The following is a 16,138-nucleotide window of genomic DNA, read 5'->3' on the forward strand; positions in this document are numbered from 1 at the left end:
CGGCCGCCGCGGGCTACACCGCGACCACGGCCACCGCGTCCGCCCCCACCCGCACCGCCGTCCCGTCGAGCGCCGCCGGGCCGAAGGCCGCGACCAGCTCGCGCCCGGTGCCCCCCAGCGGCAGCGCGGCCTCCCGCGCGCCGAGGTTGACCGCGACCCGGTACGGCCCGCGGTGCACCACCAGCCAGCCCGCCGCCTCGTCGAAGTCGGTGCGCACCGCCCCGAGGTCCGGGTCGGCGAGTTCCGGCCGCGCGCGCCGCAGTCGGATCAACGTCCGGTACCAGGCGAGCAGTTCGGAGTGCGGGGAGCGCCGGGGCTCGGTCCAGTCCAGGACGGAGCGCAGCACGGTGGCGGGCTCCTGCGGGTCGGGGACGGCCTCGGCGGCCCAGCCGTGGTCGGCGAACTCCCGCCGCCGCCCCTGCCGGACGGCCTCCGCGAGGTCCGGGTCGGTGTGGTCGGTGAAGTACTGCCACGGGGTGGCGGCGCCCCACTCCTCGCCCATGAACAGCATCGGGGTGAACGGCGAGGTGAGCACCAGGGCGGCGCCGCAGGCCAGTCGGCCGGCCGGGAGCGTGGTGGAGAGGCGGTCCCCGAGCGCCCGGTTGCCGACCTGGTCGTGGGTCTGCAGGTAGCCGAGCAGTCGGTGGCCCTCGGTGGTGGGGAAGGGGCGCCCGTGCCGGCGGCCGCGGAAGGAGGACCAGGTGCCGTCGTGGAAGAAGCCCCGGGTGAGGGTCTTGGCGACGGCGGCGAGCGGGGCGCGCGCGAAGTCCCCGTAGTAGCCCTGGGATTCGCCGGTGAGCGCGCAGTGCAGGGCGTGGTGGAAGTCGTCGCTCCACTGGGCGGTGAGGCCCTGGCCGCCGGCCGCGCGCGGGGCGGTGGTGCGCGGGGTGTTGAGGTCCGACTCGGCGACCAGGAACAGCGGACGGTTCGTGGCGACGGCCAACTTCTCGACCTCGTGGGAGAGTTCCTCCAGGAAGTGGACGGCCCGGTCGTCCGCGAGGGCGTGCACGGCGTCCAGCCGCAGGCCGTCGATCCGGTAGTCGCGAAGCCAGGCCAGCGCGCTGCCGATCAGGTACGCGCGGACCTCGTCCGAGCCGGGCGCGTCCAGGTTCACCGCGGAGCCCCACGGGGTGTGGTGCCGGTCGGTGAAGTACGGGCCGAAGAGCGGCAGGTAGTTGCCGGACGGGCCGAGGTGGTTGTGCACGACGTCGAGGACGACGCCCAGGCCCTTGCGGTGGGCGGTGTCGACGAAGCGCTTGAGCCCCTCCGGCCCGCCGTAGGGCTCGTGGACGGCCCAGAGCGAGACCCCGTCGTAGCCCCAGCCGTGCCGGCCGGGGAACGGGCAGACCGGCATCAGCTCGACGAAGTCCACGCCCAACTCGACCAGGTGGTCCAGCTGTTCGGCGGCGGCGTCGAAGGTGCCGCGCGCGGTGAAGGTGCCGACGTGCAGCTCGTACAGCACCGCCCCGGGCAGCGCGCGGCCGCGCCAGCCGGTCCGGGACCAGCGGAACGCGGCGTGGTCCACCCGCCGGCTGGGGCCGTCGGGGCCGTGCGGCTGCCAGGCGGAGCGCGGGTCGGGCAGCGGCGGGCCGCCGTCCAGGCGGAAGGCGTAGTCGCCCGCCGGGGCCTCGCCGGACCACCAGCCCGCGCGCTCCGCGCAGCGCTGCAGCGGGTGTTCCACGCCGTCGACGTCGACGCTGACGCGGGAGGCGGCCGCGGGCGCCCACACTTCGTAGGCCGCCATCAGCCCCTCCTCGTCAGCAGGGCCACCGGGGAGTCGGCCAGCAGCTCGGCCACCGGGACCGGGCCCGCCGGGAAGCTCCGCAGGGTCAGCTCGTCCGTCCACGGCCGGCCCGCCGGCAGGTCCAGCACGGTGCCGCGCCACCCGCCCGACCGCTCCAGCCCGTAGGGCAGCCGGGTGACGGCGGTGACCACGTCGTCCCCGCGGGCGAAGGCCAGCAGGTGGTCGGCGGCGGGGCCCGTCGCGTCCAGCGGGCGGTAGGTGCCGAGCGGACGGGCGCGGCGCAGGTGCAGTGCCCTGGTGGTGAGGTGCAGCTTCTCCCGGGCGAGGTCGCCGGGGCGGGCGGTGGCCGAGTCGGTGAGCCGGACGGCGAGCCGGCCGAAGTCCACCACGCCGCGGTTGTCCGGGTCGACCAGGGTGTACAGCGGCTCCTCGCTGCCCTGGTAGAGGTCGGGCACGCCGGGCACGGTGAGGTGCAGCAGGGCGGCGGAGAGGGTGTTGGAGCGGGCGTAGGGGGCGAGGGCGTGCACCGTGCCCTCGATCCGGGGGAGCAGCCCGGGGTTGCCGTGGACGGCGCGGGCCCGGTCCTCCAGCGCCCGCTCGTAGCGCGGCTCGGGCTCGGTCCAGGAGGTGTGCAGCTTGGCCTCGCGGACGGCCTTGAGTAGCGCGGCGACCAGCCGGTCCGGGCTGATCGGCCAGGCGGCGACCAGGGTGTGCCAGAGCAGCCAGTCGGCGTCCCGGTCGAGTCCGGGGGCGGCCGGCCCGGCCGCGGTGGACCAGGCGGAGGCCTCGGCGGCCCAGGCCTCGGGCTGCTCGGCGAGGACGGCGAGCCGGGCGCGGGCGTCGGCGCTGCGCTTGGTGTCGTGGGTGGAGAGCACCGTCATGCCGTGCGGCCAGTCGCGCTCCTGGCGGCGGCACCAGTCGTGGAACTCCGCCGGACGAAGGCCGGGCCGGGCGGGCTCGCCGCCGACCTCGTTGAGCCCGGGCAGCGCGTTCCAGCGGTAGAAGGCGGTGTCCTCGACGCCCTTGGCGGCCACCGCGGCGGCGGTCTGGGCGAAGCGGACGCAGAACTCGTCGTGGTCGGGGCCGCGCCCCAGCTCGCCGAGCGCCAGGGCGGCCAGCAGCCGGTCGGTCGGATCGGTGGAGCCGTCCAGGGCGGCCCGCAGCTGCTGCTCCGAGGCGGCGGGCACCACCTCGCCGGGCCGCGCGTACGGCCGGTACGCGGGGTAGCCGGTGAGCAGCCGGCCGAGTGCCGCGCGCAGCTGCCAGGGCGCGTGGTCGGCGTGCGCGGGCTCGGCGGCGCCGATCCGCAGCGCGATCCGCACCAGCCGTTCGACCTCGGCGGCGAGCTCGCCGTCCGGCCCGGTCATGTCGGCCCGGCCGCGCCGGGCGGCGGCGATCGCCGGGTGCGGGTCCTCGCAGAGGTCGCGGGCCGGGCCGCCGGGCGGGAAGGGGCCGCGCAGGAAGGACTCGTACGCCCCGGCGAGGCGGCAGGCGCCGGCGTGGTCGGTGAGCACGCCGTCGATCCGGCGCAGCGCGTCGTAGCCGGTGGTGCCGGCGACCGGCCAGTCCTCGGGGAGGCGCTCGTCGCCGGTGAGGATCTTCTCGACGACGACGTACGCGCCAGAGGCGGCCGGCGCCGTCCGGTCCCCGTCCGCCGCTGCCGCGCCCCCGTCCGTCGACGCCTCGCCGGTGGTCCCCGACGCCTCGCCGGTGGTCCCGGTGGTCCCCGATGCCCCGCCGGCGGTAGCTGACGCCCCGCCGGTGGCGGCTGCGAGCCGGCGCAGGTAGCCGCGCGGGTCGGCGAGGCCGTCCGGATGGTCGATCCGGAAGCCGTCCAGGACGCCGTCCGCGTACAGCCCCAGCAGCACGGAGTGGGTGGCGGCGAACACCTCCGGGTCCTCGACCCGCAGCGCGATCAGGTCGTTGACGGTGAAGAACCGCCGGTAGTTGAGCTCGGTGCGGGCCAGCCGCCACCAGGCGAGCCGGTACCACTGGCGGGCGAGCAGCTCGGGCAGCGGCAGGTGCTCGGTGCCGGGGCGCAGCGGCAGCTCGTGCCGGTGGTGGCGCAGGGTCCGGCCGTCGACGGTCAGCTGGTCCAGGACGGCGCCGAGCCGGTCGCCGAGCAGCGGCAGCAGCAGCCGGCCGCGCCCGGGGGCGTCGACGGGGCCGGGCTGGGCGGTCCAGTCGATGTCGAACCAGCGCGCGTACGGGGAGTCCGGCCCGTCCCGCAGGACTTCCCAGAGCGGGCGGTTGAGCCGCTCGGGGACGGGCACGGCCATGTGGTTGGGCACCACGTCGGCGATCAGCCGCAGGCCGTGCCGGTGCGCGGCGGCGGCCAGCGCGCGCAGCGCCGCCTCGCCGCCGAGCTGTTCGCTGATCCGGGTGTGGTCGACGGTGTCGTACCCGTGGGTGGAGCCGGGGGCGGCCTCCAGCAGCGGGGAGAGGTGCAGGTGGGACACGCCGAGGGCGGCCAGGTAGGGGACGGCGGCGGTGGCGTCGTGGAGGGTGAATCCGGGCTGGAGCTGGAGGCGGTAGGTGGCGGTGGGCGGGCCCCCGGGAGGGTTGACGGCCGGGCGGGGCTGGGCGGGCTCGGCGGCGGAGGTCATAGCTCCATAGGTACCCGGGGGAGCCCGCCGCCAAGACCCGCTGCTGATCCGAACAGGTGAGCGCCCGGCGCCCGTGACCGGTACCGGCCGGTGCGGGCGGGGCCCGGCGGCCGGCTGTCCGGCGCCGCCCGCCCGGCAAGATCCGCAGGAACAGGACAGGGCAGGACAGGCCAGGGCAGGCCAGGGCAGGCCAGGGCAGACCTAGGCCGGTCGCTGCAGCACCATCAGCGAGCGGTCGACGAGCCAGAGGCTGTCCCCCGCCTTGACCCGCGCGCCGGTGCCCGGGGCGGGCAGCCGGGGCTGCGCGGTGTCCACCACGACCTGCCACTCCTGGCCGTGGTCGGCGGGCACGGTGAACTCCAGCGGTTCGAAGTGCGCGTTGAACATCAGCAGGAAGGAGTCGTCGACGATCCGCCCGCCGCGCCGGTCCGGTTCGGAGATCGCGTAGCCGTTCAGGAAGACCGTCAGCGACTTGGCGTAGCTGGCCCCCCAGTTGCGCTTGGTCATCTCCTCGCCGGTGGGGGTGAACCAGGCGATGTCGGTGAGGTCGTCGAAGCCGCCGGAGGCCGGGGCGGCCGCGCCCTGCCGCCCGGAGACCGGCCGCCCGTGGAAGAAGCGCCGCCGCCGGAACACCGGGTGGTCGCGGCGCAGCCAGATCATCCCCTGGGTGAACTCCAGCAGCCGCGCCTGCGGGCCGTCGCCCTCGGGCCAGTGCACCCAGGTGAGCTCGTTGTCCTGGCAGTAGGCGTTGTTGTTGCCGAGCTGGGTGCGGCCGAGCTCGTCGCCGTGCGAGAGCATCGGCACGCCCTGGGAGAGCATCAGGGTGGCGATGAAGTTGCGCTGCTGGCGGGCCCGCAGCTCCTCGACGGCCGGGTCGTCGGTGGGCCCCTCGACGCCGCAGTTCCAGGAGCGGTTGAAGGATTCGCCGTCGCGGTTGTCCTCGCCGTTGGCCTGGTTGTGCTTCTCGTTGTAGGAGACGAGGTCGCGCAGGGTGAAGCCGTCGTGGCAGGTCACGAAGTTGATGGAGGCGATCGGGCGGCGGCCGTCGTCCTGGTAGAGGTCGGAGGAGCCGGTGAGCCGGGAGCCGAACTCGGCGAGGGTGGCGTTCTCGCCGCGCCACAGGTCGCGCACGGTGTCCCGGTACATGCCGTTCCACTCCGTCCACAGCGGGGGGAAGTTGCCGACCTGGTAGCCGCCCTCGCCGAGGTCCCAGGGCTCGGCGATCAGCTTGGCCTGGGAGACCACCGGGTCCTGCTGGACCAGGTCGAAGAAGGACGAGAGCCGGTCCACCTCGTGGAACTGGCGGGCGAGCGTGGCGGCGAGGTCGAATCTGAAGCCGTCCACGTGCATCTCGGTGACCCAGTAGCGCAGCGAGTCCATGATCAGCTGGAGCACGTGCGGGCTGCGCATCAGCAGGCTGTTGCCGGTGCCGGTGGTGTCCTCGTAGAAGCGCTGGTCCTGGGCGAGGCGGTAGTAGGAGACGTTGTCCAGGCCGCGCAGCGAGAGCGTCGGGCCGAGGTGGTTGCCCTCGGCGGTGTGGTTGTAGACGACGTCCAGGATCACCTCGATCCCGGCCGCGTGCAGCGCCTTGACCATGGACTTGAACTCCTGCACCTGCTGGCCGCGGTCGCCGGTGGAGGAGTAGGAGGAGTGCGGGGCGAAGAAGCCGATGGTGTTGTAGCCCCAGTAGTTGGCCAGGCCGAGGTCGCGCAGCCGGTGGTCGCGGACGAACTGGTGCACCGGCATCAGCTCGATCGCGGTGACGCCGAGCTTGGCCAGGTGCTCGATCACCGCCGGGTGGGCCAGGCCGGCGTAGGTGCCGCGGATCTCCTCGGGGATGCCCGGGTGCAGCCGGGTGAGGCCCTTGACGTGGGCCTCGTAGATCACGGTGCGGTGGTAGTCGGTGCGCGGCGGGCGGTCGGTGCCCCAGTCGAAGTACGGGTTGATCACCACCGAGTGCATCGTGTGCGGGGCGGAGTCGAGGTCGTTGCGGCGCTCGGGCGCGCCGAAGTGGTAGCCGTAGACCGACTCGTCCCAGTCGATGTGGCCGCTCATCGCCTTGGCGTACGGGTCCAGGAGCAGCTTGGCGCTGTTGTGCCGCTGGCCCAGGCCCGGGTTGTAGGGGCCGTGGACGCGGAAGCCGTAGCGCTGGCCGGGCTGGATGCCCGGGAGGTAGGCGTGCCGGACGAAGGCGTCCGTCTCGCGCAGTTCGACGGCGGTCTCGGAGCCGTCCTGGTCGAGCAGGCACAGCTCGATGCGGTCGGCGCTCTCGGAGAACACGGCGAAGTTGGTACCGGCCCCGTCGTAGGTGGCACCGAGGGGGTAGGGCGTGCCGGGCCAGACCTGCATGACTCCTCAACTTCCTTACTGCCGAAGAAAACTGGCATGTAGTCCGACAATAAGTCCGGCAGTCTGTCCGGACTCGGACGCTCTCTGCCCGGCCGGGCGGCCGGACATGTGCGGTGCTCGCGTGCCGTGACGCACGGCACAGCCCGCATACTCCCCGAGCCCTTCCTCGGCGGCCGGGAGAACCGGCCCGGGTTGGTCCGAACGAGTGTCCGTCGGGCATTCGTGTGAAGAGTGGTGCCGCTGGTGCGGCCGCGACCCCGCCCCGGGTGCGCGGCGTGACCGTCGGCCATCCGGCTGCGGTCGGCTCTCGATCGGCAGTACCCTTGATCGTCCGGCCGCCCCGGCCGACCCGGTGTTCTGTCAACGGCCCGTCAAGGGCCCCCGTCTCCGCGGGGGTCAGCCGCAGATGAGGTGGCGCATGGTGTTCCCCGCTGGCGGCGGCCGTGGCTCCGGGCCCGACGTCCCGGACCGGGGCGCGGGCCGCAGCGAGGCGCCCACGGTCGTCATGCGTCCCACCCTGACCGGCCGCGCGCTGGTGCCCGCCCAGAGCGGCCCGGTCGAGGTGCCCGCGCTGGCCTGGTCCGGCGCGGAGTGGGAGGACGCCTACCAGCGGGTCCGGCTGTCCGGCCGCGCCTACGTCTGGCTCAACCTGGTCGAGCAGCGGCTGCGCTCCCTGGTGGACGAGGTGCTGCACCCCATCTACGCCCCCGCCCACGGCGAGGACTGGGTCACCGCCGCCGCCGGACCGGCCGGCGAGGAGTGGGCGCACCGGGCCGGGGCGGTGCGCGAGGTCAGCCGCCGCAAGGGCTACCTGCTCGACCCGGCCGACGACGACCCGCTGGTCTTCCTCACCCTGCCCCAGCTGCGCGAGCTGATGGTCCAGCACTGGCCCTGCTTCGAGCCGTACCTGGCCGACCGGCGCGAGATCGAGCTCGCGCTGGACGAGCTGGAGGTGGCCCGGCACGTGGTCTCCCGCAACCGGGTGCTCACCCAGACTGTCCTGGCGCAGACCGAGCGGGCCGCCGCCCGGCTGCTGGCCGTGCTGGACGGCGGCGCGGGCGGGGTGCCCGCCGACGTGGTGGAGTCCCTGGTGGCCGGCCGGTACGCGGACGTGGTCGCGGTGCACGCCGACCGGGTCCGGCTGCAGCGCGACCTGCCGGTGGAGGACCTGCTGGACGGCGCCCGCCGGCTGGACGCGCTCGGCATCGGCCTCGGCATGCTCTGCCAGAACTACACCGGCAAGCGGCTGGTGCGCCTCGCCGGGGAGGGCTGCCGGGTGCGGCTGCTGTTCCTCAACCCGGCGAGCAGCGCGGTGCGCCGCCGCGAACGCGAACTGGGCCTCGGCCGCAGCGAGTTGTCCCGCTCGATCGAGATGAACATCATGCACGTGCGGCGGGTGCGGGCCCGGCTGCGGGACCAGGGCGGCTTCGAGATCCGGGTCTTCGACGAGACCCCGCGCTTCACCGCCTACCTGGTCGAGGGCCCGCGCACCACCGGGCAGGCGGGCGGCCGCCGGCAGGGCCGCGACCTCGGCGTCATTCAGCCCTACCTGCGCCGCTCCCGCGGCATGGAGTCCCCGGCGCTGGTGCTGCGCGGCGGCGCCGGACAGCAGCCCGGCGGCACCGAACCGGGGCTGCTGGAGGTCTACCGCGAGGAGTTCGAGGGGGTCTGGGCGGACTCCCGACCGGTGTCCTGAGGCCCGCATCCCGAGAAACCCACTGGTCGGGGCGGTGCGGGCGCTGCCAGACTGCGGGCCGTGAACAGCCTTCCCGCCTGGACCCTGGTACCCGCCGCGCTCGCCGACCTCGAACGCATCACCGACCTCAAGGACCAGGTCATGCGCGCCGACCTGGAACGCCTCGGCCGCTGGGACCCGGACCGCTCCCGCCGGCGGGTGGCGGACTCCTTCTCCACCAGGTGGACGTCCGTGCTGCTGGTCGACGGCGCTTTCGCGGGCTCCGTCACCGTCCGCCCCGACGGGCGGGGCGGACGCCACCTGGAGCTGTTCTACCTGGCCCCGCACCTCCAGGGCCGCGGCCTCGGCAGCGACGTGCTGCGCCGCCTCCTCGCCGAGGCCGACGCCGCCGGCGAGCCGGTGCACCTCGTCGTCCTGCGGGGCAGCGCCGCCCAGCGGCTGTACGCGCGGCACGGCTTCACCGTCGTCCACGAGGACCCGGTCGACGTCCACATGTACCGCCCGGCCCCCGAGCCCGTCCCCGCGGCCACTCCCGAGCAGGCGCGCACCCGCCTCCAGGACTGGGCCGCCCTGTGGAGCACCGGGGCCGCCGCCGGCCGGGCGGTGATCGACGCGGCCTGCGAGGCGCTCGTCGTCGGGCTGGACGGCCCGGCCCTGCGCGAACTGGCCGCCTGCTCGTACGGCGAGGCCGCCACCGAACTGCCCGTGCTGCTGCCGCCCGCGCTGGCCGAGCAGGGCCTGGTCTTCCATCCCGCCGGCAGCGGCTCCGCCGCCGAAGCGGCACTGCGGGCGCTCGCCGCCCGCTTCCTGGACGGGGACCTGACGCCGAGGGAGCTGACCCGTGCCGTCCACCAGCGCTTCGGGCACCAGCTGGACCCGGCCGACCCGCTCTCCTGCCTCGACGACGAGTACGACCTGCTCGGCGTCCACTCCCGCAGCCGCGAGGAGATCGACGCGGACGTTCTCACCGAGGCCCGGCGGCTCACCGGCGCGGCGTAGGAGGGGCGGAGGGGCCGGGCTTCGGCCGGGTGGCGGGTTCGGCGATCACGGTGGCGTCCGCCGGGTGGATGACTCCGGGTCCGTCTGGTCGTCGTAGGAGCGCGATCCGAAGTCCAGCCCCTCGAAGGGCGTCGACAGGAGCCAGTCGACGAAGCCGTCGGTTCCGAGGGTTGCCCAGCGGTGCAGGATCGCCGGCAACTCGTCGATATCGGTGTCGGCGAGCTCGGCGTCGAAGTGCTCGACCTGGTCCGCGGGCAGGGACGCGCGGATCTCTCCGATCGTCCGCAGTGGGTGGGGCTCGTCAGGCCGGCGAGGGGGCACGGGCAGGTCCGGGGCAGTGCTCACGGTCGGCTCCTTCGTTCGGGTCCGAGGACCAGCCTGGGCCCGGCGGGGACCGGGGTCAGCCGCCCCGCGGGCCGGGTTGTCGGTGGGGCGGGTGATGATAGGGGCTGTTTCGAGAGCAGGACGGAAGGACACACCTGATGAGCTGGTGGCAGCAGCCACTGGTCGGCTTCGACCTGGAGACCACGGGCACCGACCCGGCCGTGGACCGCATCGTCACGGCCGCGCTCGTGGACACGGTCGGGGCCGCCCGGGTGGGGGCCGCGCACTGGCTGCTCGATCCCGGAGTGCCGATACCCGCCGAGGCGGAGGCGATCCACGGGATCGGGGACGAGGTGGCGCGGGGCAAGGGCCGCCCGGCCGAGGAGGCGGTGGAGGAGATAGCCGCCGCGCTCTGCGGGCGGATCGCCGCCGGAAGACCGGTGGTGGCGTTCAACGCGCCGTTCGACCTGTCGCTGCTCGACGCCGAGCTGCGGCGGTACGGGCTGGCGACGCTCGCGGAGCGCCTCGGCGCGCCCGTCGGGCCGGTGCTGGACGCGCTGGTGATCGACCGGGCCGTGGACAAGTACCGCAAGGGCTCGCGCACCCTGCAGCGGGTCTGCGAGGTGTACGGGGTGGAGCTGACGGACGCCCACGAGGCGGGCAGCGACGCGCTGGCCGCCGTCCGGGTCGCCGTCGCCCTGGCCGGGCGTTACCCGGCCGAGGTGGGGGAGGTGGCGCCGGCCGAACTGCACCGGCGGCAGATCGACTGGTACCGGGACTGGGCGCAGGGCCTGCAGGCCTGGTTGCGCCGCGGCAAGGACCCGCAGGCGGTGATCGACCCGCGCTGGCCCGCCCGCTGAGCGGCCCGGCCCCTACTGCAGGTCCAGGCCGACCGGGTGCGTGAGGTCCACCGGGCAGGTGAAGACGTGCAGTTCGCCGTGGCGCCCGACGGAGAGGTCCGGGTCCCCACCGCTGTCGACGGTGAGCAGGTGGACCATCCGCGCGCCGCAGGCGCAGTCGATCGGGACCAGGTCGGTGGAGCGCCAGGACGGCCAGCCGCCGAGCTTCCAGCCCTCCGCGCAGGACAGGGCGCGGTGGTACTCCACGCCGTGCCGCTGTGCGAACTCCTCGGCGGCGGCGTGCAGTTCGCGGGGGAGCTCGTCCTGGTCGGGCAGGTCGAGGAGGTGCTCGGGGCGTAGCGCGCAGGGTGTCGGCAGGTACTCGTCGTCGCTGCGCCGGGGCGCCGGGGGCGCGACCGGGCTGAGGTCGGCGGCGCGCTGCCAGTGCAGTTCGACGTTCGGGCCGTAGTAGTACCGCCCGTCCTGGAGGTCGTCGTGGTCGTTGGGGCACCAGAGCACCTGGAGCCGGTCGGCGCCGCGCGGCCAGGGCAGGTGCGGGGCGTCCTCGACGCGCAGGTGCGCGAGGGGCACCATGGCCGTCCCGGCGGCGGGCCGTTCGGCGACCTTCCGGTGGAGGCGCCAGCCGACGAGGTCGAGGGAGTGGGCGTCGCCAATGATCCGGCGCCGCTCGGCGGCCTCCTCGGGGGTGAGGACGTGGGCGTCGCCTCCGGCCCGGGCCCGCTCGCGCAGCGCGTGGTCGATGCCCTCCCAGATCGCCCGGTCGGCCGGGGGGACGTCCTGGTGGTCGTCGTCCAGGTGTCCGGCGGTGCAGTGCGGCCAGGGCTCGCCGGCCGGCCACAGCGCCGGGCCGCCGATCCGGCTCGCCCGCGGGTCGGGCGTGGCGGCGTACGGGTGGAGCAGGGTGGCGGGCCGCAGGTAGGGGGCCAGCGCCGGTACGGCGGCGACGAGTTCGGCGGGGGTGGCGCTGCGGTCGGTCACGCGCACCAGGGTAGGGCCCGTCAGCCCGCCGGGAAGTCGAAGGTGTACCCCTGGGCGACCAGCCAGGGCAGCAGCTGCTTGAGCGCGGCCACGGTCTGGCTGCGGTCGCCGCCGCCGTCGTGCAGCAGGATCACGCCGCCGGGCTTGAGCTGCTTCTGCACGGTGGAGACGATGGCCGGCACGCCGGGGCGGGACCAGTCGCGCGGGTCGACGGACCAGCCGAGCGAGGACATGCCGAGGCCCGCGGTGATGTGCTCGTTGTCGGGGTTGAAGCCGCCGCCCGGGGCGCGGAACCAGCCGACCTCGGTGCCCGGGCCGCCGGCCTGGACGATCATGTCGCGGGCCGCGGTGATCTCGTACACGGCCGTGTCGTGCGGGAGCTTCGCGAACGGCTGCGGGTGGTGGACGCTGTGGTCGCAGAGCCGGTGCCCGGCGGCCAGCACGCGCTTGACCAGGGCCGGGTTGGCGGCGGCGTTCTGGCCGATCTCGCAGAAGGTGGCCTTGGCGTGGTACTGGGCGAGCAGGTCGAGGATCTGGCCGGTCGCGGGGCCGGGGCCGTCGTCGAAGGTGAGCGCGACGGTGCGGCCGCCGGAGGCGGTGGAGCCGATCACGGAGCCCGCCCCGGCGTGCCCGGACGGTGTGGTGGGCGGCGCGGCGGGCGGTGTGGTGGGCGGCGCGGCGGGGGTGGAGGCCGCGGCCGGGGTGCCGGGGGCCGGAGTCGCCGGGGCGGCGGAGGAGCCGGCCGGTGCGGGGGTGCGCGGCTTCACCGGGGCGGCCGTCGCGGACGGCGAGGCGGAGGCCGGGGCCGGCGGCAGCCCGTCGGAGCCGGGGGCGGGCGCGAGGGTGGTGGCCGGTGTGCCGCTCGGCCGCTCGGCGAGCGGCGCCTGGGCCGCGGTGCTCGGCGACTGCAGGGCCCCGCTGGCGGTTCCGCATGCGGTCAGTCCCAGGACGGCGGCCGCCGCGATGCAGCCCGCGACCAGCCGGCGCCGGGAGCGGGTCGGGCTGGTCGGGGTGGAGGGGCGGCGGGCGGTCCGAAGCATGGCGGCGGCTCCTGAGGGTGCGGGGGCGGTGCCGATCTCTCGGGGCAGGATGACTGTCCGATAGGACGCCGAGCGTACGCGGCCCGGTTGCGCGCCGGACCGATCCGCCCCGGGACTCTTCTCACATCCGCTCCGGTTGGCACCCGCCCGCTGCCCGAGGTATCTCCCCCGCTGCCCGGGGGCGGTCGGCTGCCGTCAGAACGGGTACCAGCGCACCTCGGTGGCGCCGTCCCGCAGGGAGCCGACCCGCCGCCGGAACTCCGCCAGCGCGGCCGGGTTGCCGGCCGCCTGCTGCGCCACCCAGGCCGCGCTGGCGGTCTCCCGGGCGCCGCGCAGCACGGTGAAGCCGGGCCAGTCGCGCACGTCCCAGCCGTACGCCTCGGTGAACGCGTGGTACTCCTCGCCGGGCACCCCGTAGCGGTCCTGGGCGAGCGCGAGGACCACCAGGTCGTGTTCGCGCAGGTCGTCGGCGACGAATTCGAGGTCGAGCAGCACCGGGCCGTCCGGGCCGACGTGGACGTTGCGCGGCAGCGCGTCGCCGTGGACCACCCCGGGCCGCAGCCGGGGCACGAGGTCGGGCAGGGCGGCCTCGAAGGCGTTGCGGCGGTGGCGCAGGAAGGCGACGTCCTCGGGGTCGACGTGGCCCTCGGCGGAGGCCAGCCAGCGCTCGACCGGGGCCAGCAGGTCGCGCCGGCCGAGCGGTACGGGCGGCACCGGCAGCCGGTGCAGGCCGCGCAGCAGCGGGGCGAGGTCGACCGGGCGGGCCGGGCGGACGGCGGGCGCCAGCCGGTGCCAGAAGGTGACCGGGTGGCCGTCGGCGAGCTGCGGCTCGGGGGCCACGGCGTCGTACGGCCGCACCACCGGGACGCCCTGTCCGGCCAGCCAGTGGGCGACGGCCAGCTCGCGCTGCGCCCGGTCGTACAGTTCGGGGCCGCGGCCGACCTTGGCGACCACGGCCGGGTCGCCGAGGTCGAAGACGGCGTTCTCGCCGAGGGCGAGCAGCGCGGCGTCGCCGGGGCCGGGCAGTCCGGCGGACTCGCAGGCGTGGGCGAGCAGCAGCCTGGCGCGGCCCTCGTCGAAGGGGATCATGACCGGGCTCCGTTCCGTCGGCGTCCGCCCGGGGCCCCGGGCGGTGATCATCATGACGCACGGACGCCGGGCCCCGCGCGCTGCGGGGCCCCGCGTGGTGCGCGTCACGGCTACCGGATCAGACCCCGATCCTCCGGTGCCGCGGGCCCTGTGCCGGGGCCTCGGCGGCGGGCTGCCCGTGCAGGGCGGTCGCGGCGCCGAGCGGCGGGACGGACTCGCCGTGCGAGAGGTCCGGCAGCCACCTCAGCCAGCGCGGCAGGTACCAGTTGCGGTCGCCGAGCAGGGTCATCACCGAGGGCAGCAGCACGGCGCGGATCACCGTCGCGTCGATCAGCACGGCCACCGCCAGGCCGACGCCCATCTGCTTCATCGCCTGCATGGACAGGGTGCCGAAGACCGCGAACACCGCCACCATGATCACCGCGGCGCTGGTGACCACCCCGGCCGTGGAGCGGATGCCGTGGGCGATCGCGGCGCGGGTCGGCAGGCCGCGGTCGTGGCCCTCCTTGATCCGGGAGACCACGAAGACGTGGTAGTCCATCGAGAGTCCGAAGAGGATCACGAAGAGGAACAGCGGCACCCAGGACTCCACCGCCCCGACCCCGGCGGTGCCCAGCAGCGAGGCGCCCACGCCGTGCTGGAAGACCAGTGTCAGCACCCCGTACGCGGCGCCCACCGACAGCAGGTTGAGCACCACGGCGGTGAGGGCCACCACCGGCGAGCGGAAGGAGGTGAGCATCAGCAGGAAGGCGAAGGCGACCACGAAGCCGAGGACCAGCGGCATCGAGCCGGTCATCTTGGCGTTGAAGTCGTACGACCCGGCGGTGCGCCCGGTGACCGGGGCCTCGGTGCCGGGCACCGCGAGGACGGTCGAGGGCACCAGGTCCTCGCGCAGGGTCCTCAGCGCCGCGTTGCTGGTGGCGTCGTTGCCGGTGCCGTCGAGCGGGATGTCCACGGTGGCGACGTTCCGGTCGGCGTGCACGGTGACCTCGACCGGGCCGTGCATCCGCCCGCTGGCCAGTGCCTTCGCCTTGAGGTCGGCGATCGCGGCGGTCATCGCGGGGGAGTCGATGTCGGCGGCCCTGATGACCACGGTGGCCGGGGCCGGGCTGCCGGGGAAGGCGGCCTCGATCTTCTGCGAGGCGGCGACCAGCGGGTTGCCCTTCGGCAGCTGCTGCTGGAAGGTCAGGTTGGCGGTGTGCATGGTGAGCAGCGGCGCAGCCAGGGCGAGCAGGAAGGCCCCGGCGAGCAGGGTGGCGGCCAGCGGGCGGCGCAGCACCGGGGTCAGCACCGCGTTCCAGAACCGTCCGCCGGTCTGTGCCGCCTCCGGGCGGCGGAGCTTGGCGAGCAGGGGCACCCGGCCCTTGTCGACCCGGTCGCCGAGCATCGACAGCAGCGCGGGCAGCACGGTGAGCGAGCCGAGCACGGCGGTGACCACGACCAGGATGGTGGCGAAGGCCATCGCCCGGAAGTCGGCGATCCCGGTGAGGAACATCCCGGCCATGGCGACCACCACGGTGATGCCGGAGACCAGGACGGCCCGGCCGCTGGTGGCGGCGGCCACGGTCAGCGCGGTCTGCGCGTCGCGCCCGGCGGCCCGCTCCTCGCGCTCGCGGCGCAGGTAGAAGAGGCAGTAGTCGACGCCGACGGCGAGGCCGACGAGCAGCATCACCGAGCCGGCGTCGTCGCTGGTGTGCAGCAGGCCGCTGGTGAGGGCGACCAGTCCGCCGGCCGCGACGAAGGCGGTCAGCGCGAGCACCACCGGCAGCACGGCGGCGACCAGCGCGCCGAAGGCGATCAGCAGGATGCCGAGGGCGAGCGGCACGGCCGTCCACTCGGCGCGGGCGAAGTCGTCCTTGAACTGGTCCTGGATCCACTTGCCGGAGCTGGCGTCGCCGAGCTCGACCACGGTGAGCCCGGGGTTGCGCTGTTGCACGCCGTTCACCGCGTCCAGCACGGACTGCACCCCGGCGACGGCCTCGTCGTGGTCCCCCTTCAGCGTCACCAGGACGAGCGCGGAGTGGCCGTCCCGGGAGACCGCCTTGCTGTCGTACGGCGAGCGGACCTCCGCGGCCTTGCCGGTACCCTCGACGGCGGCGATCACCTGGCCGACGGCCGTCCGGAAGTCGGGGTCGTCGGCGCTGCGGGTGGCGCTCTGGACCAGGACGGTCTCGCTCGCGGGGCTCGTCAGGCCGGCCTCGTCGAGGATCCGCGCGGCCCGGGCGACCTGCCCGGGCATCGACTCGGCCTCGGTCACCTTGGTGCTGCCGTGCGCGCCGCCGAGCACGGTGGCGAGCACCACGAAGAGCAGCCAGCCGAAGACGGCGGTCCTGCGGTGCCGGGCGCTCCAGGCGCCCATCGCGGCGGCCATGCCGCGTCTGGTGGGCGCGGCTCCGGTCTGTACGGACTTCACGGTGGTCCCCCCTGGGAGAGCGGCGGTGGTCGCCGGCCGG

Annotated in this window: 11 protein-coding genes; 3 read left to right on the forward strand and 8 right to left on the reverse strand. The window is 75.2% G+C overall.

Annotation, left to right across the window (positions count from 1 at the left end):
- Positions 1-13: 13 nt before the first annotated feature.
- The 3 genes from treZ to glgX form a co-directional block, all read right to left on the reverse strand.
- Positions 14-1,744 carry a malto-oligosyltrehalose trehalohydrolase gene (gene treZ, locus ACZ6Y7_RS21405; protein ID WP_465759485.1) on the reverse strand — a complete coding sequence of 577 codons (1,731 nt, stop codon included), beginning with the start codon at positions 1,742-1,744 and terminating at the stop codon, positions 14-16.
- Positions 1,744-4,350, reverse strand: coding sequence for a malto-oligosyltrehalose synthase (treY, locus tag ACZ6Y7_RS21410; protein ID WP_465759486.1), 2,607 nt, complete (start codon positions 4,348-4,350; stop codon positions 1,744-1,746). Before treY ends, treZ begins: the two co-directional genes overlap by 1 nt.
- Before the next feature lie 201 nt (positions 4,351-4,551).
- A complete protein-coding gene (glgX, locus tag ACZ6Y7_RS21415; RefSeq protein WP_465759487.1) occupies positions 4,552-6,699 on the reverse strand; it encodes a glycogen debranching protein GlgX in 2,148 nt (715 codons plus the stop codon).
- A 418-nt stretch (positions 6,700-7,117) separates the two neighbouring features.
- Here glgX and ACZ6Y7_RS21420 point away from each other — a divergent pair, with 418 nt between their 5' ends.
- Both ACZ6Y7_RS21420 and ACZ6Y7_RS21425 read left to right on the forward strand, forming a co-directional pair.
- On the forward strand, positions 7,118-8,395 hold the full coding sequence (locus ACZ6Y7_RS21420; protein WP_465759488.1) for an SAV2148 family HEPN domain-containing protein: 1,278 nt from the start codon (positions 7,118-7,120) through the stop codon (positions 8,393-8,395).
- Positions 8,396-8,455: 60 nt separating this feature from the next.
- The gene (locus ACZ6Y7_RS21425) at positions 8,456-9,394 is read left to right on the forward strand and encodes a GNAT family N-acetyltransferase (RefSeq protein WP_465759489.1); all 939 of its coding nucleotides are present in this window, start codon (positions 8,456-8,458) and stop codon (positions 9,392-9,394) included.
- Between the two features lie 45 nt (positions 9,395-9,439).
- Here ACZ6Y7_RS21425 and ACZ6Y7_RS21430 read toward each other — a convergent pair whose 3' ends face one another.
- Positions 9,440-9,739, reverse strand: a complete 300-nt coding sequence (locus ACZ6Y7_RS21430) for a hypothetical protein (protein WP_465759490.1) — start codon at positions 9,737-9,739, stop codon at positions 9,440-9,442.
- Between the two features lie 137 nt (positions 9,740-9,876).
- Here ACZ6Y7_RS21430 and ACZ6Y7_RS21435 point away from each other — a divergent pair, with 137 nt between their 5' ends.
- The gene (locus tag ACZ6Y7_RS21435) at positions 9,877-10,578 is read left to right on the forward strand and encodes an exonuclease domain-containing protein (protein WP_465759491.1); all 702 of its coding nucleotides are present in this window, start codon (positions 9,877-9,879) and stop codon (positions 10,576-10,578) included.
- 12 nt (positions 10,579-10,590) lie between these two features.
- Here ACZ6Y7_RS21435 and ACZ6Y7_RS21440 read toward each other — a convergent pair whose 3' ends face one another.
- The 4 genes from ACZ6Y7_RS21440 to ACZ6Y7_RS21455 form a co-directional block, all read right to left on the reverse strand.
- Positions 10,591-11,556 (reverse strand): hypothetical protein, encoded by a 966-nt coding sequence (locus tag ACZ6Y7_RS21440; RefSeq protein ID WP_465759492.1) that lies wholly within the window; start codon positions 11,554-11,556, stop codon positions 10,591-10,593.
- Positions 11,557-11,576: 20 nt separating this feature from the next.
- Positions 11,577-12,596: a polysaccharide deacetylase family protein gene (locus tag ACZ6Y7_RS21445; RefSeq protein ID WP_465759493.1), complete on the reverse strand. Its 1,020-nt coding sequence runs from the start codon at positions 12,594-12,596 to the stop codon at positions 11,577-11,579.
- Positions 12,597-12,791: 195 nt separating this feature from the next.
- Positions 12,792-13,685, reverse strand: a complete 894-nt coding sequence (locus ACZ6Y7_RS21450; protein WP_465759494.1) for a phosphotransferase enzyme family protein — start codon at positions 13,683-13,685, stop codon at positions 12,792-12,794.
- A 118-nt stretch (positions 13,686-13,803) separates the two neighbouring features.
- The gene (locus ACZ6Y7_RS21455) at positions 13,804-16,056 is read right to left on the reverse strand and encodes an MMPL family transporter (protein ID WP_465759676.1); all 2,253 of its coding nucleotides are present in this window, start codon (positions 16,054-16,056) and stop codon (positions 13,804-13,806) included.
- Positions 16,057-16,138: the final 82 nt, after the last annotated feature.

Source organism: Kitasatospora sp. NPDC053308 (genome assembly GCF_055585785.1).

Coding starts and splice junctions, on each gene's coding strand:
- treY (WP_465759486.1), bottom strand. CDS start 4,350: ATGACCTCCGCCGCCGAGCCCGCCCAGCCCCGCCCGGCCGTCAACCCT.
- glgX (WP_465759487.1), bottom strand. CDS start 6,699: ATGCAGGTCTGGCCCGGCACGCCCTACCCCCTCGGTGCCACCTACGAC.
- treZ (WP_465759485.1), bottom strand. CDS start 1,744: ATGGCGGCCTACGAAGTGTGGGCGCCCGCGGCCGCCTCCCGCGTCAGC.
- ACZ6Y7_RS21455 (WP_465759676.1), bottom strand. CDS start 16,056: ATGGCCGCCGCGATGGGCGCCTGGAGCGCCCGGCACCGCAGGACCGCC.
- ACZ6Y7_RS21420 (WP_465759488.1), top strand. CDS start 7,118: ATGGTGTTCCCCGCTGGCGGCGGCCGTGGCTCCGGGCCCGACGTCCCG.
- ACZ6Y7_RS21445 (WP_465759493.1), bottom strand. CDS start 12,596: ATGCTTCGGACCGCCCGCCGCCCCTCCACCCCGACCAGCCCGACCCGC.
- ACZ6Y7_RS21435 (WP_465759491.1), top strand. CDS start 9,877: ATGAGCTGGTGGCAGCAGCCACTGGTCGGCTTCGACCTGGAGACCACG.
- ACZ6Y7_RS21450 (WP_465759494.1), bottom strand. CDS start 13,685: ATGATCCCCTTCGACGAGGGCCGCGCCAGGCTGCTGCTCGCCCACGCC.